The sequence below is a fragment of the uncultured Gimesia sp. genome (genome assembly GCF_963976445.1).
In the GTDB taxonomy this organism is placed as follows: domain Bacteria; phylum Planctomycetota; class Planctomycetia; order Planctomycetales; family Planctomycetaceae; genus Gimesia.
Map to the genome: position 1 here is coordinate 318,113 of NZ_CAXBKP010000002.1, position 15,686 is coordinate 333,798.

At 44.4% G+C, this 15,686-nt stretch carries 13 protein-coding genes; 2 read left to right on the forward strand and 11 right to left on the reverse strand.

The annotated features are described in order from the left end of the window. Positions 1-9 precede the first annotated feature (9 nt). The 4 genes from AAC022_RS03795 to AAC022_RS03810 all read right to left on the reverse strand — a co-directional run bounded on the left by AAC022_RS03795 (position 10) and on the right by AAC022_RS03810 (position 4,634). Positions 10-960, reverse strand: coding sequence for a tetratricopeptide repeat protein (locus AAC022_RS03795; protein ID WP_339728144.1), 951 nt, complete (start codon positions 958-960; stop codon positions 10-12). 113 nt (positions 961-1,073) lie between these two features. Beyond that, positions 1,074-1,301 carry a winged helix-turn-helix domain-containing protein gene (locus AAC022_RS03800; RefSeq protein ID WP_339728146.1) on the reverse strand — a complete coding sequence of 76 codons (228 nt, stop codon included), beginning with the start codon at positions 1,299-1,301 and terminating at the stop codon, positions 1,074-1,076. A gap of 194 nt (positions 1,302-1,495) precedes the next feature. Then, positions 1,496-1,954, reverse strand: a complete 459-nt coding sequence (locus AAC022_RS03805) for a hypothetical protein (protein WP_339728148.1) — start codon at positions 1,952-1,954, stop codon at positions 1,496-1,498. A 139-nt stretch (positions 1,955-2,093) separates the two neighbouring features. Beyond that, positions 2,094-4,634, reverse strand: a complete 2,541-nt coding sequence (locus tag AAC022_RS03810) for a hypothetical protein (RefSeq protein ID WP_339728150.1) — start codon at positions 4,632-4,634, stop codon at positions 2,094-2,096. 213 nt (positions 4,635-4,847) lie between these two features. Between AAC022_RS03810 and AAC022_RS03815 the strand changes: the two genes are divergently transcribed. Next, complete coding sequence (locus tag AAC022_RS03815) at positions 4,848-5,435, forward strand: hypothetical protein (protein WP_339728152.1); 588 nt, start codon at positions 4,848-4,850, stop codon at positions 5,433-5,435. Between the two features lie 66 nt (positions 5,436-5,501). Here AAC022_RS03815 and AAC022_RS03820 read toward each other — a convergent pair whose 3' ends face one another. Beyond that, entirely contained in the window at positions 5,502-5,774 is a 273-nt protein-coding gene (locus AAC022_RS03820; RefSeq protein WP_339728155.1) for a hypothetical protein, read from the reverse strand. A gap of 461 nt (positions 5,775-6,235) precedes the next feature. On the opposite strand from AAC022_RS03820, the gene leuB reads away from it, so the two are divergent. Further along, entirely contained in the window at positions 6,236-7,309 is a 1,074-nt protein-coding gene (leuB, locus tag AAC022_RS03825; protein ID WP_339728158.1) for a 3-isopropylmalate dehydrogenase, read from the forward strand. A gap of 85 nt (positions 7,310-7,394) precedes the next feature. Here leuB and AAC022_RS03830 read toward each other — a convergent pair whose 3' ends face one another. The 6 genes from AAC022_RS03830 to AAC022_RS03855 all read right to left on the reverse strand — a co-directional run bounded on the left by AAC022_RS03830 (position 7,395) and on the right by AAC022_RS03855 (position 15,679). Beyond that, positions 7,395-8,294: a TIM barrel protein gene (locus AAC022_RS03830; protein WP_339728161.1), complete on the reverse strand. Its 900-nt coding sequence runs from the start codon at positions 8,292-8,294 to the stop codon at positions 7,395-7,397. A gap of 132 nt (positions 8,295-8,426) precedes the next feature. Further along, positions 8,427-9,992 carry an ABC transporter permease gene (locus tag AAC022_RS03835; protein WP_339728163.1) on the reverse strand — a complete coding sequence of 522 codons (1,566 nt, stop codon included), beginning with the start codon at positions 9,990-9,992 and terminating at the stop codon, positions 8,427-8,429. Further along, positions 9,992-10,954, reverse strand: coding sequence for an ABC transporter ATP-binding protein (locus AAC022_RS03840; protein WP_339728165.1), 963 nt, complete (start codon positions 10,952-10,954; stop codon positions 9,992-9,994). Before AAC022_RS03840 ends, AAC022_RS03835 begins: the two co-directional genes overlap by 1 nt. Beyond that, positions 10,951-12,861 carry a hypothetical protein gene (locus tag AAC022_RS03845; protein ID WP_339728166.1) on the reverse strand — a complete coding sequence of 637 codons (1,911 nt, stop codon included), beginning with the start codon at positions 12,859-12,861 and terminating at the stop codon, positions 10,951-10,953. The genes AAC022_RS03840 and AAC022_RS03845 overlap by 4 nt, the downstream gene beginning before the upstream one ends. Next, entirely contained in the window at positions 12,858-14,735 is a 1,878-nt protein-coding gene (locus tag AAC022_RS03850; RefSeq protein ID WP_339728167.1) for an ABC transporter permease subunit, read from the reverse strand. The genes AAC022_RS03845 and AAC022_RS03850 overlap by 4 nt, the downstream gene beginning before the upstream one ends. Continuing rightward, positions 14,732-15,679 (reverse strand): ABC transporter ATP-binding protein, encoded by a 948-nt coding sequence (locus tag AAC022_RS03855; protein ID WP_339728169.1) that lies wholly within the window; start codon positions 15,677-15,679, stop codon positions 14,732-14,734. Before AAC022_RS03855 ends, AAC022_RS03850 begins: the two co-directional genes overlap by 4 nt. Between the last annotated feature and the right edge of the window lie 7 nt (positions 15,680-15,686).

The window sequence follows — 15,686 nt, forward strand, 5'->3', positions numbered from 1 at the left end:
CGTTTGTTTTCAGTCCAGGCCAATAGAATTCATTAACTCTTCGTGAGCTCGGATTTCAAGCACTCTGTGTTTAAGAAGTTTTCGCATTTCACTCAGCGATTTTACCGTTTTCTGGAATTTATCATTTGCTGCTTCCAGTTCAGAATAGTGTTTTTCGCCCTGAGAGATGCAACGATTCATATTCAACAGATTGGGGATAAAGCCTTTTTTCAGATCACTCACGATTGAAAGGGATGCTTCTTTTATTTCTTCACAGAGATTATGAATATCTCTGCGATCTTGCTCACGTTCTTCTGCAGACATATCTTTCGTAGAAATGGAAGTGTCTTTTTTTCTCAAAGACTTTTCATCAACCAACCTGCCAAAGGGATTGATCTTCTGTTTTTCTTTTGTTGATTCAATGTCCAGGAGCTTGAGTGCATTGCTTGCTTTTTTAAATTGGGGTGAAATTTCAAGCGATCTCGTAAAACTCGAATGAGCCTGGCTATGATTCTTCATTTCCAGATAGACATTCCCTAGATTAAAGTGCGCATCCACCATATCCGGGTCAAAGAGGAGCGCCTGCTTGTAGGCTGTGACGGCCATACTTAACTGGTTTAATCCTTTATGTGCAATGCCCATATTGTAGAATGCATCAGCTGATTTTTTATCTTTCTGAACAGCTTTACGTAGCTCATTTAACGCCTGTTTGTATTCGCCCGTCCGATTATAGATCGCTCCCATATTGATATAAGGTGAGGCATCCGCAGGAGATAAACGAGTCAATTCTTCAAAATGCCGGATCGCATCCTGGTACTGCTTTGATTGAAAATAGGCAGCAGCAATACCCGCATGTGCTTTTTTCTCGGCGGGCTTAATGCTCAGGATTCTCTGGTAAATGATGACTGCCTGCTCAATATCGCGGTCTTTTAAATGCTTACGAGCTTGCTGGAACAGTTCTCTGATTTTTGAGTCACTCATGATCGAGTTCCTCTCCTTCAGGGCTATCCAGGAAAATTCTAATTCCTTCTCCCTGATTGCAGAAATGTGCCCTGCTCTCTGCTATCAGGGAAAGGAAATGGCACAAAACGACTTCAGTCTCTTACAAGGGAAATCAGTTTACTTCGGGAACCTTGGTGAAACTCAATTTTTCCTTCTCTGCCAAGCCAGCCGACGGCTTGCATGACAAGATCGCGCGGCGCTTCAATTTCGCGCGATAATTTACTTAATGTAACAGGCTCATGGTGACTCAAATATTCCCAGACAGTTCCTGCAACGACTCCGATGCTCTCGACTTGGTGTGACTCAATTTCCGCTGACATCAACTTGCTCCTGAACTATAAACCTGATGAATTCGGTAATAGAACGTGTGTTTCTATTTTGTTTTTGACGCGTTTGATATCCATATACACAATACAAAATATGCCAACTATCAGATGTTCTCCATTATAGAACCGAAGAACTTTGGGACGCAATCATTGATTTCCCAAGTTTTGTTCGTCAATCAAGAATTTCATCATACGATGTTCAAATATCCCTCAAAATCATTGTCAAAACATTCCAGGCTGGTCGAGATTGCTTCCAAATCTTTCAGCGTTGTTTCCAGGTCCTGATCTGTCCCTTGATATAAGACAAATGCTGTAAACAATTCTGTTTTAAAAATACGCAGGTAGGCACTGTTAATTAATTCTGAACAAACAAATTCTATATCAGATCCCAAACATTCTTTGCCCGCCAGTATCGTTTTGACTTCGTAAATATCGAGCTCAGGATATTCATCCTGAAAAATCTTAACTGACTCCTTAAGCAACTCTTCTTCCAAGATCTCAGCAAAATACAATGAGATCAACCAGAATGAGGAATCTGCTCCGTGGACACTAACTTGGATTTCGCCGTTGGTTTCATCAACCTCTTTTGATAGCTCCCAGTCAGCGGGATACTCAAAAGAAATTCCATATTCGTTAAATAAGTTCATGATTTCAAATAGATTCTAAGACTAAAAATATGATAAATAGATCTCTCTTCGTTCAACACATCGGGTTGAACGCTCGTTGAATTATAGCGAGTTCGAGAATCTCTTGAAGGACTCCGGCTTCTAACTTTTAAGGATATACTCACCTGTGTCGTGAATTCGAAATGAATTCGCTCAACATTCGGCCCGTTTGTCCTTTTTTACGGAAAACAATCTTTTCGGGAGTCCCTGCATCAAGAATATATCCACCGGATTGGCCTCCTTCAGGCCCTAAATCGATGAGCCAGTCAGCAGCGAGAATTGCCTGGGGGTGATGTTCGATCATCAGTACCGAATTCCCATCTTGTATCAACCGATCTAAGACTACCAAAAAGCGATCAATGTCGGCTGCATGTAAACCTCTTGTTGGTTCATCCAGAACGAAAAGGGTCATGCCTGCAGGGTTTGATATTAGCTCCGAGGCCATTTTGATTCTTTGTGCTTCCCCTCCAGACAACATATTTGAAGGTTGACCTAACGCGAGGTAACCCAATCCGAGTTCTTTAAGGACCTGTAATACTTTTTTGAGTTTGGGAATCTGATCAAAAAAAACAACGGCTTCGTCTACGGACATGCTTAAAATATCACTGACCGATTTTCCACGATATTTGACTGCGAGTGTTTGTTGATTAAATCGCATTGTCTTGCATTTCTCACACGGCAGATAGAGGGGAGGCAGGAATTGCATATCAACACGCCGAAAACCTTGCCCCTGGCAATTGGAACAGCGGCCCTCTTTGGCATTAAAACTAAAACGTCTGGCGGTATAACCACGCATACGGGACAATTTTGTTTTCGCAAATAGTTTTCGGATTTCGTCCCAGATTCCACAATACGTTGCTGGATTGGAACGTCCACTTCGGCCCAGCGGTGCTTGATCAATCACTTTGACCTGTTGCAGGAACTGACTCCCCTCAAGAGAGTGATATTCCGAAACGTGCCTGGATTCGCCCTTCAATGACGCTTTCAATGCGGGAACCAGGGTTTCCAGAATCAGAGAGCTCTTCCCACACCCGCTAACACCAGTGACACAAACCAGCTTCTGTAATGGAACTTTGAGTGTCACATTTTTTAAATTGTTGAGATTCGCCCCTTCCAGAACAAGTTCCGGTCCAGACTTAAGGAGACCATCGAGAGGTTTGATCTCATATTCAGTATTCAAAGCACGTGAGGTAAAAGAGCGACGATCCTGCATGACTTCCTGGTAACATCCAGAAACCACAACCATCCCCCCTTCTTCTCCCGCCCCAGGGCCCAAATCAAGTATATAGTCACTTGCTTTAATGACATCATGATCATGTTCAACGACAAGAATTGTATTTCCAGCCTGATTGAGCCGACGCAAAATTCGCAGAAGTTTCTCTGTTTCATTCACATGTAAGCCAGCCGTTGGTTCATCCAGTATATAACAAGCTCCCGTTGTCTCTGCCCCTAGGAACGATGCGAGTCTGGCTCTCTGGTGTTCTCCTCCCGACAACGTTTGCGCAGGACGGTTCAAATCGATATAGTTCAGACCAATTTCAGTCAGATACTCCAATCTGCTTTTGACCGGTGGCAGAAGCTGATCCGTGATTTCCCGACCTTTGGTATTTCCAGACGTTAACTCAGATGTTTCCCATTGATTCAACCATGACAATGCTTCTGGGGCAGTTTGACTGATTACCTGGTTAATGGATTGATCTTTTAATTTGACAGAACGCCCATATTCATTGATCCTTGCCCCTTTGCATTCGGGGCAAACCGGCTCTTGATTTGGATTCTCGGGCATTTCAATAACACCCAGGCCCTGACAGTTCGAACACGCCCCATAAGGACTGTTAAAACTAAAAGCGCGCGGTTCTGGATCAGGAAAGCTGAGCTGACATTTCCCACAGGCGAGTCGGGTGCTCAGAAACCGATCTGACCAGCCCGCTTCTGATTCCTGGCTGACAATACAGACACCGTTACCATGTTTTAGTGCCAGATCAATGGATTCTTTGAGGCGCGCATCAATCCCTTCTTTGACGATAATTCGATCAATTACGATATCAATGTTGTGCTCGTCATTTTGTTTGAGATCCTGTGCCTGGCTAACATCTACGATGACACCATCGATTCTGGCGCGAACAAATCCTTCTTTTGCAATTTTATTTAAAACGGCTGTGTGATCACCTTTTTTCTCCGTAATGACAGGAGAAAGAATGATCACTTTTTGCCGATCTTCCAAGGAGAGAATCAGGTCAACGATTTGTTCGGCAGATTGTTGATGGAGTGGCCGCTGGCACTGGGAACAATGAACCGTTCCCAGTTGTGCAAACAACAGGCGGAAATAATCGTAGATCTCTGTCATTGTTGCCAGCGTGCTGCGTCGAGAATGAACACGCTGAGTTTGACCAACACTAATTGTAGGAGGCAGCCCACTGATCAGGTCGACATCTGCGGGCTGCATTTGGCTGAACAACTGGCGCGTTCCTGGTGAAAGGTTTTCCAGAAAGCGTCTCTGTCCTTCACTATGAATTGTGTCAAAAACCAGGCTGCTTTTACCACTGCCACTGACGCCTGTGATCACCGTCAACTGCTGATGTGGAAGATCGACATCGATATTTTTGAGGTTGTGGGTCCGTGCTCCACGAATGTGGATGTAGTTGTCAGGCTGTTCTTGCATAGGACACTTTAGAGGATCGAATGAGGTTCACTCGCTGATTGTGGTGAAGACAGACAGTTATGAAGATAGTTGTCGTGGTTTGATGGTACGAATGATTCTCAGTTGCTATGATTTTAGCAGCCTCATACATCTTTTATAGTTCTTTTTGCAATAAACTCATTTCTAACAATGTCGATCATCCCTCATTCATTTTACTTTCGTCATTCTATTTCTGTGTCAGAAATAAAAGCAATCCCCCGCAAGCGTGGCCAATTATTAAAACTGCCTGAATCGGCGTTGATTCCAGATTTATCCTTCAAAGCAAAAACAGCCCATTGGGGAGAAATTCGGCTCAGCTGGAATGATAATGGCTTGGGGATTAGTTTGGAAGTAAGGCAAAAACAGCACCCAACGACCGATGCGGAATACGTCCAAATCTGGATCGACACACGAGATACCAAAACGATCCATCGTGCAAATCGATACTGCCACTTATTCAAGTTTCGGCCTGTCGCAAATGCTCAGAATCCGTCTCAGCCAGATTGCGTTCAACTCACAATCAATCGGGCACAAGCAGATGCACCGCAGAGTGATCTTTCAAAAATACAACTCTGGTCCAAGATAAAATCAACAGGATACAACCTGGAAGCCTGGATTCCGGCAACCGAACTTACAGGGTTTGATCCAGGTTCCTATCCGCAAATGGGATTTTACTACACGATCTTCGATTCTGAATTGGGAGAACAATTCATGACTGTTGATCATGAATTTCCAGTCGGTCAAGATCCCAGCTTATGGGCTACAATGCGGTTAGAAGCCTGAAATAGAAAAACAGCGATGGCAATTTCATGTCATCGCTGCTTCGAAGTGTATTATAATGTTGTGCGTTTAGCGGCGCTTTGGTAAGGCGGCGGCGTAAAGCATTGTCACAGCGCCGATTGACATCATGCTGAAGGCAGCCCAATCTGGGGGGTTTAAGACTTCCTGTTTATCATCATTCAGGCTGGTCATTCCCAGAAAGCCGCGGAACTCTGGTTCACGAACGGGTTCCGGCTCTTCCACCACAACTTTATGTGTCAGCACCATTTTGTCGACAAAGAGAAATGATGTTCCCGTCAGCAATACAAATAATCCAGCAGCAAAAAACGTAGAGCGAAACATGCGATGTCCCTGTCCTGTAGCATACATCGATTTCTATTTCGCTTGCTCCTCCTGAGCATCAGCCCTGTTTCCAAAGTACCTTCCTGATCTTCGGGGCTTTTAAATGCGAATCGACGACGATATTTAAAGTTTAGCCCACTACTGCAATACAATCTGAGGAGAGCGGGATCTAATCATTTTATCGGATTCTGAGCCAAAACTCTTGATTTTGTACGGCCAAGAATAATCGTCCCTTCTTTCTTACCGCCCGGTTGTAACGATAAAATGGACCTTCCCTCGCTACTGAACATACTATAAATCTGGTCTCATCCGTTTTTTCCCCTGATGGAGTTTGGTTCCATTTAAAAAAGCGACGCGATGCCGACTGGAGTTTTGGCTATACAGACGCTAAATTGGCCTTTTCGTAGTGAAAAATCAATAGATTGTCTCAGACATCGAGAAACCAAGCGAGGAAATGACAAGTGGAAGCTCGGATTACATTATTGCCCGGCGATGGCATCGGACCAGAAATCGTAGCAGAAGCAAAACGGGTTTTGGATATTGTTTCTGACAAGTTTGGTCATCAGTTTGAAACACCATCCTGTCCGATGGGAGGAAATGCCATTGATGAATTTGGTGACCCGCTTCCCTCTCAAACATTGGAAACCTGTAAAGAATCCCAGGCGATTCTACTGGGCGCTGTCGGCGGTCCTAAATGGGATGATCCATCAGCCAAGACTCGCCCAGAAGCGGGTTTACTCAAAATCCGGAAAGAATTAGGTCTATTTGCCAACTTAAGACCAATCAAACCTTACCCGGAGTTACTGGATGCATCTCCCTTAAAACGCGAAATCATTGAGGGGACTGACATCCTCTTTTTCCGTGAATTAACGGGCGGTATCTATTTTGGTGAGTCCGGAAGAATGGAACATCCGGATGGCGAAAAAGCCTTTAGTGTCATGACTTATACAACATCCGAGATCGCACGCATTGTGCGCCTGGCGGCTGAGTCTGCTCGCACTCGTCGCGGCAAACTGACTTCGGTCGATAAAGCGAATGTACTGGAAGTCTCACGACTCTGGCGACAAGTGGCTGAGGATGTTGTGAAAAATGAGTTTCCCGATATTGAATATGAAGTCGTGTTGGTCGATGCGATGGCGATGCACTTGATCTCCCGCCCCTCCGATTTTGATGTTGTTGTCACCGGAAACATGTTTGGAGATATTCTAACCGATGAAGGGTCAATGCTGCCCGGATCGTTGGGCTTGCTCCCCTCTGCTTCATTGGGCGAATCGGGACCAGGGCTTTATGAGCCCATTCATGGTTCTGCTCCCGACATTGCTGGCAAGGGAATCGCGAACCCACTGGCCACAATTCTGGCAACGGCTATGTTGCTGCGACATTCTCTGTCTCTAGAAACAGAAGCGGCTGCAATCGAAGCTGCTGTGGCGAATGTTCTGGCTGCAGGACACCGGACTGCGGATATCGCCGCTGGTGGTAACAGCATTTCAACAACCGAAATGGGAGATCTTGTGATTCAGGAACTTTCAGCCTGAGCTTCAACTTTCGGAAAAGATAAAAAAAGCGGGGACGAATCACTTCGTCCTCGCTTTTATAGTATCAAGTTAAACGTTAACTGAATTAAACGTCACAGAGTTCAACGGCTTGCTTCAGCCCCTGGTAGGGATCACGTGTGGGTATAAACTCCTGGCCAACATAACCCTGATAACCAATTTCCTGTAATGCCAGCATGATCGCAGGGTAATTGATTTCCTGTTTTTCGTCCAATTCACCTCGTCCCGGATTGCCGGCTGTGTGAACGTGGCCAATATAATCTTTATGCTCTCTGAGACGTCGAATCACATCTCCATCCATAATCTGGACGTGATAGATATCAAACAACAGTTTCATTCGATCAGAGCCAACCTGTTTGATAATATCAATACAATATTCAGTATGATCTCCCTGATAGCCGGGATGCCCTTTCATGGGATGGCTATCATCACGAGAGTTCAACATTTCCAGACAGAGATTAACTTTTTTCTTCTCGGCATAACCAATGATTTTTTTGAATCCGGCAACACAGTTCTTGGCTCCTTCTTCATCACTGATGCCATCCCGCATCCCCGTGAAAGTGATCACATTCTTAACGCCGCCCGCCTCACATTCATCAATTCGCTTTCGTAGGATTTCGATGCATTGATTCCAGTTCTCGGGATTATTGAATCCGACTTTAAAACCGTGGCTGGAAGAGATCGCGCACGTTAAGCCATATTTTTTGAGCGTCGCCCAGTTTTCAGAAGGTGTTAGTTCGACACTCTTAATTCCCAGCTGGCTGGCAATCTGTGCCGTTTTTTCAAGATCCCAATATTTCTTAAAACACCAGTGAACGACTGACTGGTTGATATTGCCTTTCAGAGGTTGAGTTGATATCTCTTTACTCTCGCCGGCATGAGACTGCTGAACTCCCAGCCCGAATGCCGAGGCAGCGACTACTCCGGAACGTTGCAAGAGTTTTCTTCGGCTGATTTTTGATTTCATAATAACCTCTTTTATGACTGGTACTGATTCGTGTTGCATGCTCTGGAACGCCCCGTTCAAGCATAACATCTCCTGATATGCTACTCGATCTTAAATGGACCTGAAGAGGCTACAATAAACTCTGAACACAGGTTAGCGTGAAGCGAGATAGATTAAACGTTCCTTGATCAGAAAGTGTGAAATAATAATACCGATTGACATAGCCAATGTAAATAAGAGACTGAACGCTTCCATGATTCCTGACCTTCCAGTAAAACCGGCACTGAGTGAAAGCAGGCTGATTGAAAAAAAGAAAAACATATTACCAATCCACATTAAGATAAAAGCCAAGGGTAAAGCGCCCCACCTAATATGGGTTGAGAGCAATGCGGTCAAATGCCAGAAAAAAATCACTTCGACACACATCATCCAGAAGGTGGGTTCGGCGAAGATCAACCCGATATCGTACGCCATTTCTTGAAGTCCAAGAACACTCCCGATAAATAGATATACCAAAGCCGGAACAAGGCCGAGCAGACATCCGAAAACCTTTGAATACGCAATGCTTGCCATCGACTGCGGCAGCATCGCTGTCGAAACCAGTGTGTTCCACTGCACTTCGACGTGAAAGACTCGTGCTGAAATCAGACTTATTTCAATTAAAAGTACAATAAGCATTGTCCAGAAAACAGTCAGGCCAATTTCCTGATAGGAATAGCTGCGTGATGAATATTGAATGAAAGAGCATAATGCAAATAACGCGAGGCCATAGCAGATCAATTTAATCAAGGACATCCCATAGCCGCCATTAACGAAAAAGAAATCTTTCCACATTAATGCATTGATCCAGGCACGACCTGGTGAAAATAACGTGCTTTTCTTTTTCGTAATCACTCCACGCCCTGGGCTGGTTGAGATCTCAGTCAACGCAAAGCGGTTGAAAAACAGGCAGGCCAACAGAAATAAGACCATTCCCATGATCAGACTACTCCAAAATTGCATTCCCCAGGGGGACTCACTGAAACCTGACATAAGAATCGAGTTAACTTGTTTCAAAACTGATGATTGGCCAAGCCAGTCGAGAACGAAATTCGTCGAAGTCACCACGAGCGAACCTTCTGCGATCCATTTTTCTTGTACCATCCCTTTTAATGCCCATGTAAAGAGAGGGACTCCGAAGAAATATGCTGCGAGAGAAATCACAACAAGTGTTGAGGCAGCGCGGGAGCGTGCACAAACGACAGAACAGAACAGTCCCAGGTTTGACAGGCAGAACAAAAAGACTGCTAAAGCTGTGTAAGCGGCGATCACTTGCGTGAACGTCACGCCGCCAAGAGTGATGGCGAGCAGCGTAAACGGGAACTGGACTGACAACAATAAAAGAGCAGAGACTAATCGAGGCAATGATTTACCTAATAGCAGTGAAATAGGGTTCACTCCCGCCATTAATAGTAAGCCGATCGTCTGCTCTTCCTTTTCTTCTGTAATCGCAGTTGCGAAAAAGCTCACTCCCGCCATTAAGATAAAGACAAAATTGAGATAGATAATTTGTGTGAATAGCATTAGCCCCGCTGCACCAACGACACGACTGGTCATATGTGATGAAATTAAGCACAATAGAATCAGGATCGCGAACAGAAAGCGAAACAAGTGTGCTCGCGTCAATCGAAAGTCGACACTCAAAGCGCGATTAAAAAGTGCAAACGTGCCTTGAAACATTAACGAACTCCCTGCTCTGTTAAATCTAAAAATGCCTGATTCAAGTGCTTCTTGTCTCGTTGGAACGATTCGACCGAGCCATGCAATTCAATGATTTTCGACAAAAGGTTTCCTGTCGAGGTTAATGTTGCATCGAAGGAAACACGGAGCTCGCGAGATTTTTCCGTTTTACTTACAGAAAGAATCCCTGGCTCATTTCCCAGTGATTCGATGAACCCCTCATCCACGTCTGATTCCAATACTACCTTATAACTGGGGTGTTCCTGCTCATGAGTTAACAGACCATCCATTGAACCGCTGTACTTGATCAACCCACGATCAATAATCGTTACGCTATCACACAGTTCTGCTAATTCACTTAGAATATGGGAACTAATAAAGATCGTTTTTCCCATGCGTTTTAATTCTTGAAGAATTTCCATCAGTTCGATTCGTGCGCGAGGGTCAAGCCCTGAAGCTGGTTCGTCAAGCAGTAATAAATCAGGATCGTTCACTAAGACACGCGCTAAACTAACCCGCTGCTGCATCCCTCTGGAGAGGCCACTGATCAGCGAATTTTTTCGGCCATCCATATCTGTTAATGTCAATACATCATTGATCACCTGGTCTCGCTGTTCGACACCCAGCCCATACGCGGCACCAAAAAAGTCAAGATACTCAAATACCGTCATTTGCCTGTAAGTACTGAAATGGTCTGGCATAAAGCCAATTCGTTTACGGATATCTTTGACGGCAGACTGTACGTCGTTACCGAAGACTTCTACTTTGCCGCCTTGAGGACGTAACAGCGTACAGATTATTTTTAGCGTCGTTGTTTTCCCCGCACCATTCGGCCCCACAAACCCATGCAGAGATCGTGGCTGAACCTGAAAGCTGATCCCTTGCAGCGCACGATGTCCCTTAAAGGAATGGGACACATTTTTAATATCAATCACAGGCTGATCAAATATTGGTTCATTCATTTTTTGTCGATCTTTTTTTCAGGGAGTGGCAAATCGTATGCAAAGAGAACGCGGCCTTGTTGAACGCCTTGTACATTTGTCTTCAGTTTGAATTCTTCTGGGATATCGCAATAAAGAAATAATTTGATACGTGCCTTCTCACCTTGATACTGGTTGAGCTGGCTGGGGCGTATCAAATTTAAGTTTCTCATGACCATTATTTCGTACAGACCGTCGTATACTTTAGAGGTGTCTATTTCTTCATTCTGATACCCGTACCGACGCGCATTCGTTGCATTTGACATCAGTTTTGACTTCCATGCAGAAAGTGGTCTGCGACCATTTCCCAATACCCAGTAAGTACGCGCGTCTTCCTCTGACTGTTTCAACTCATATATCTTTAGATCATACATCACTTGGACTTTAGAGATGTTATCAGGCAGAGCGGAACTGGCCTCAATCAACAATGATGTCAGTTCCGAATTTGTGTTGACCTCATAATCGATCACTTTAATATTCTGTTCTTTATAGGGCGCCTTTATTCGGTACATGAAACTCCGCGCAGAAAATGGAGGAATATCAGAGTAAAAACTGCCATCAAGTCCATTAAAGATCGCGCCACGGACTTTTTCTGCTTCTTGAGCGGTTGTAAAAATAATACCATTCCCTGCTGAAGAAAATTGATATTCGGCACCACTTGTAACAAAAGTATTGACCCAACACTTTAAATCGTATTGATCTCCTTCGAGCGGGCTTGCGATAACCAAACTATTGATGGTTGTGGTTTCTCCATAGCCTCGTTTTCCGATACTCCAGAATACGGTACTGAATAGCGCCACCGTAATCAGTAGGAACAATAAAGAATTGCGATAGTGATAGCTCTTTTGTTTCTTATTAAATAAATAACACCCAGGATAGATTAAGAGAATGTAAAACCCTGTCATTACATAAATGATGCTCCAATTATGATCGGGGCGTGTCATTTCTGAAATTGTTTGAAGCAGTTTCGCATTCACATCTCCGAAATAATACGAGTCATCCTCTTGTTGGGTTGTTGCTTGCTTGTTTTCTTTAGTCGTCGATTGTGCTGGTGCAACAGCCGGAGATTCTTCTGCGTGGGCGTCCTGCACCTTTGACTCAATGAGACTTTCAGTTAATTGAGTCAGCTTTCCCTGATGGCGAATGATAAGACCTGAGCCAACACGAAAATGATCCTGCGGCGTGTTGAGGTTCGCCATGCTTGTTGTAAAATTCAAGTTTGCTCCGGAAGAATCAGGCAGCAAATGAAGAGTGCCTCCCCGATACAGCCAGTCCATAAATGATTCTTTACGGGCTGTGTCCCAGCGCGGAACATGGTCTAGAATCACTTCATCCAGAGAATCCGTCGCCGTTACCATTGGGGGAAACAGTTCTTCGGGATATCGTTTAAAGCGACTCCCACTTTGCGACAGAGAGTTTGAACTGGTAAGAACAATCCGTGAAAGCGGGGCTTTCGCGTTTGGAGTCTTTTTGTAAGCTGCTCCATTCCGGGAGAATTTACGACTGTAGATAAAACGTGGTCCCCAGTTGAGGGACCATTCATCCTGTCTTTCATCAATGATATAAGGATAAAACTGGACCCATTGTGAGCTATAGGGGGCAAGAAATATTTTTCGGCAAAGCGGCGCACCGACTTTGCTACCACTGTATTGAAGACGGTTCAATTGAACTAATTCATCAAATACCTCAGGGGTATTATTACTCAGCTTGAGAGATAGCGGGATACACATTCCCTTCGATTGCTGGTTATTAAACCCCCAGATGGTTTCTTCAATATCAATAGCAAAAGCAGAACTGGGCAGAATTAATAAAATCCCTACGCAGAAGAGAAGTTGTGAGTGGCGATTGCGATTCGTTATAAATTGTTTTTTCACAAAAAGACCATTCATGACTTTGAACTTAATAAAGGCTGATTTCCTAATGAGATGCCGGGGGAGCGAGAAAGATCCGCATCACCATCACCCAGTCTACCAAGTTTTTCATCAATATGGTTACGGCATTGTGAACGAAATAAAAGATAGCAACCACCATAGATAAATGTATTGACAACTAGAGGCCCCCATGCCGAACCAAATTCGTGAAACTCCGCAATTTCATTGAGCACAATATACGATGCCGGGCTGAGAAATACGCCATATATAATAGAGTCTTCATTAAATGATGGATACATTATAAAAATAGGAAACGCTAATATGAAAGGCAGGATACACCAGATAATGATTGCTCCTAAGGCTGATAGGATTGCTTTTGTTTGAGATTTGACTTTCATACCGATCCAGCAGAATAGATAGATTAACATCGGCAGATAAATACCGATGGTCAGCAGTGATCCAATTAAATAAGGTAGCCATTGAAGTGCATATTCATTTCTGTTGTGAGGATTAATCTGTGCGTATTCCCATCTCCACCAGGACTCAAAGAATACAATCGTTAACAGGGGGATTAGTAACACCAGACACAAACGTTTCACGCCGGCAATTTTTTGCTCAAGCAGTTGTGTTCCGGAAATAGGAGTGGTTAGTAAGACATCCAGTGTTTCATGCGAACGCTCACCCGAAATCAGGCTGGTGGCAGAAACCGCAAGTAGCAAGACAGACAGCCCCCAGACTAGCCATAGGAGTATGACAGCACCAGGCACAACGGCAGCGGGACTGCTCGATGCAATAAGCAAGCATAGCAGGAGTACCGGAACTTCCAGCAACACAAGAATACGAAACAGATACCGGACCGTGCCTAAAGACTTTTTTGACGTTTCACGCCATGCAATCGGATCATTGTCAGGTAAGTGAACCTGATCCTTTATAAGCACAACGCCTCTTGTGACACGGTTGTTATTAATTTTCGAAAACAGTCGGTCCAGGTTTTTGAATATATTTAACAGCAGATTTTTCGCGGGAAGAAAAGCGCGGCGTACTAAAAAGTAATGTGCGAAAATCAGAAATAGAAACGTACTGAGTAAAATCGGAATACTAAAAAGAAAAACGCCCACAATAGCCCCGATACCACCTCCAGCAAACCGTCCAAAACGGTCAAGCCAGTAAGGAGCAAAAAATAAATAATTGAGATCCCGTTCCCGTCCCGAAAAATAGTTACTCCAAAATGGATTTGTCTTCAATACCTGTGCCATTAGCCGGATGTAATCACCGTAAAAGAACAGGTTCAATTCATATGCAATGGAGGGACCAAATAAAATCAATAAGCCGAAAATATAAGTTGCGATAAATGCAGCCACTGTCGTACGAAAGAAACTTGAACATAAGACTCCCAGCGCAGCAATCTGGAACATCGTGATGGTTAATAACCAGAGTCCATTAATAAACATTGCCGGCGAAACACCACCCAGTGAATAAGCAAATGCCAGGATGGGGAGCCCCAGCATCAGGAACGTCACCATCGTAATCAGACGTCCCAGGTACTTCTCCAGGATGATCGTAGAAGGACTTAGACGCGTAATGAGCAATAAGCCCAGGCTGTTTCGTTCTTTTTCCTGGGTAATGACACCACAAGTAATCGCAGGTAGAAATAAGTAGATCGCCACAAATTGTAGATAGATCATCGATTCAAAGATTTCGCGGCCACGACCGAGAATTGCCATCGGGTTATTTCGAACTCCTGACATCAGGTCGATGTAAATAAACCCGACGCAACCCAGAAATAACAGCGCATAAATCGTCCTGATGATATAAGTCCGCCGTCGGTTCGCCATCTCAGCTAATTCTTTAGATAGCAGAGGAAGACTGAATTGGAATATTCGCCGTTTCATGCCGTCTTCCCTTCCGTCAACTTCATAAACACCGTTTCCATATCCATTGCTTCTGCTTGAAACATGCGAATTTTTGCACCGGTCGCAGCGATTTGTGCATGCAGGTCTTCGACTGCCAGTTGGTCCTCCTGCAATTGTATTGCCAGTCGATCAGCCTGAACGCTGACTGATTTGACCCCATTCATATTCTCAATCTTCTGACAGACCCCATTCATTTCACCTACAATTTGAACATGAACAACCCGACTTAATTCCAGTCGCTTATAGATATGATCTAAGGGGCCTTGCGTTACAAATTTTCCAGCTTCAATGATTCCGATACTCGTGCAGAGTTGAGATAGCTCATGCAGAATATGGCTCGAGATGATAATCGTCTTCCCCATTTCCTTGAGGGCGACGAGTAACTCACGGACTTCAATCCGGGCACGGGGGTCTAGACCACTGGCGGGTTCGTCGAGTAATAATAAATCGGGATCATGTAATAAGACACGCGCTAATGCCAGACGCTGTTTCATGCCGCGTGATAATGAATCAACCGGTGCATCGATTTTTTCGGTTAAATCGGTCAATTGCAGCACATCATCAACGATGACTTTACGTCGACTCTTGTTAATCCGATAAGCGGCTGCAAAAAAATGTAAATATTCCCGGGCGGTCAGATCTTCATATACGCCAAAAAAATCAGGCATATATCCGATCATTTCTCGGATCAGATGAGGGGCCTTATTTACGGAAATCCCATTAATCTTGACCGCGTCACATTCAAAGTCGCGCTGTAGCGTCGCCAGCACTTTGATCGTGGAAGATTTTCCAGCGCCATTCGGACCGATAAAGCCAAAGACTTCCCCTTTAGGGATCGAAAAGGAAATCCCCTTGACCGCTTCATACTTTCCGTAACGTACCCACAGATTTTTCACTTCCACCATTGGAGGTTGTATGCTCATAGGAATG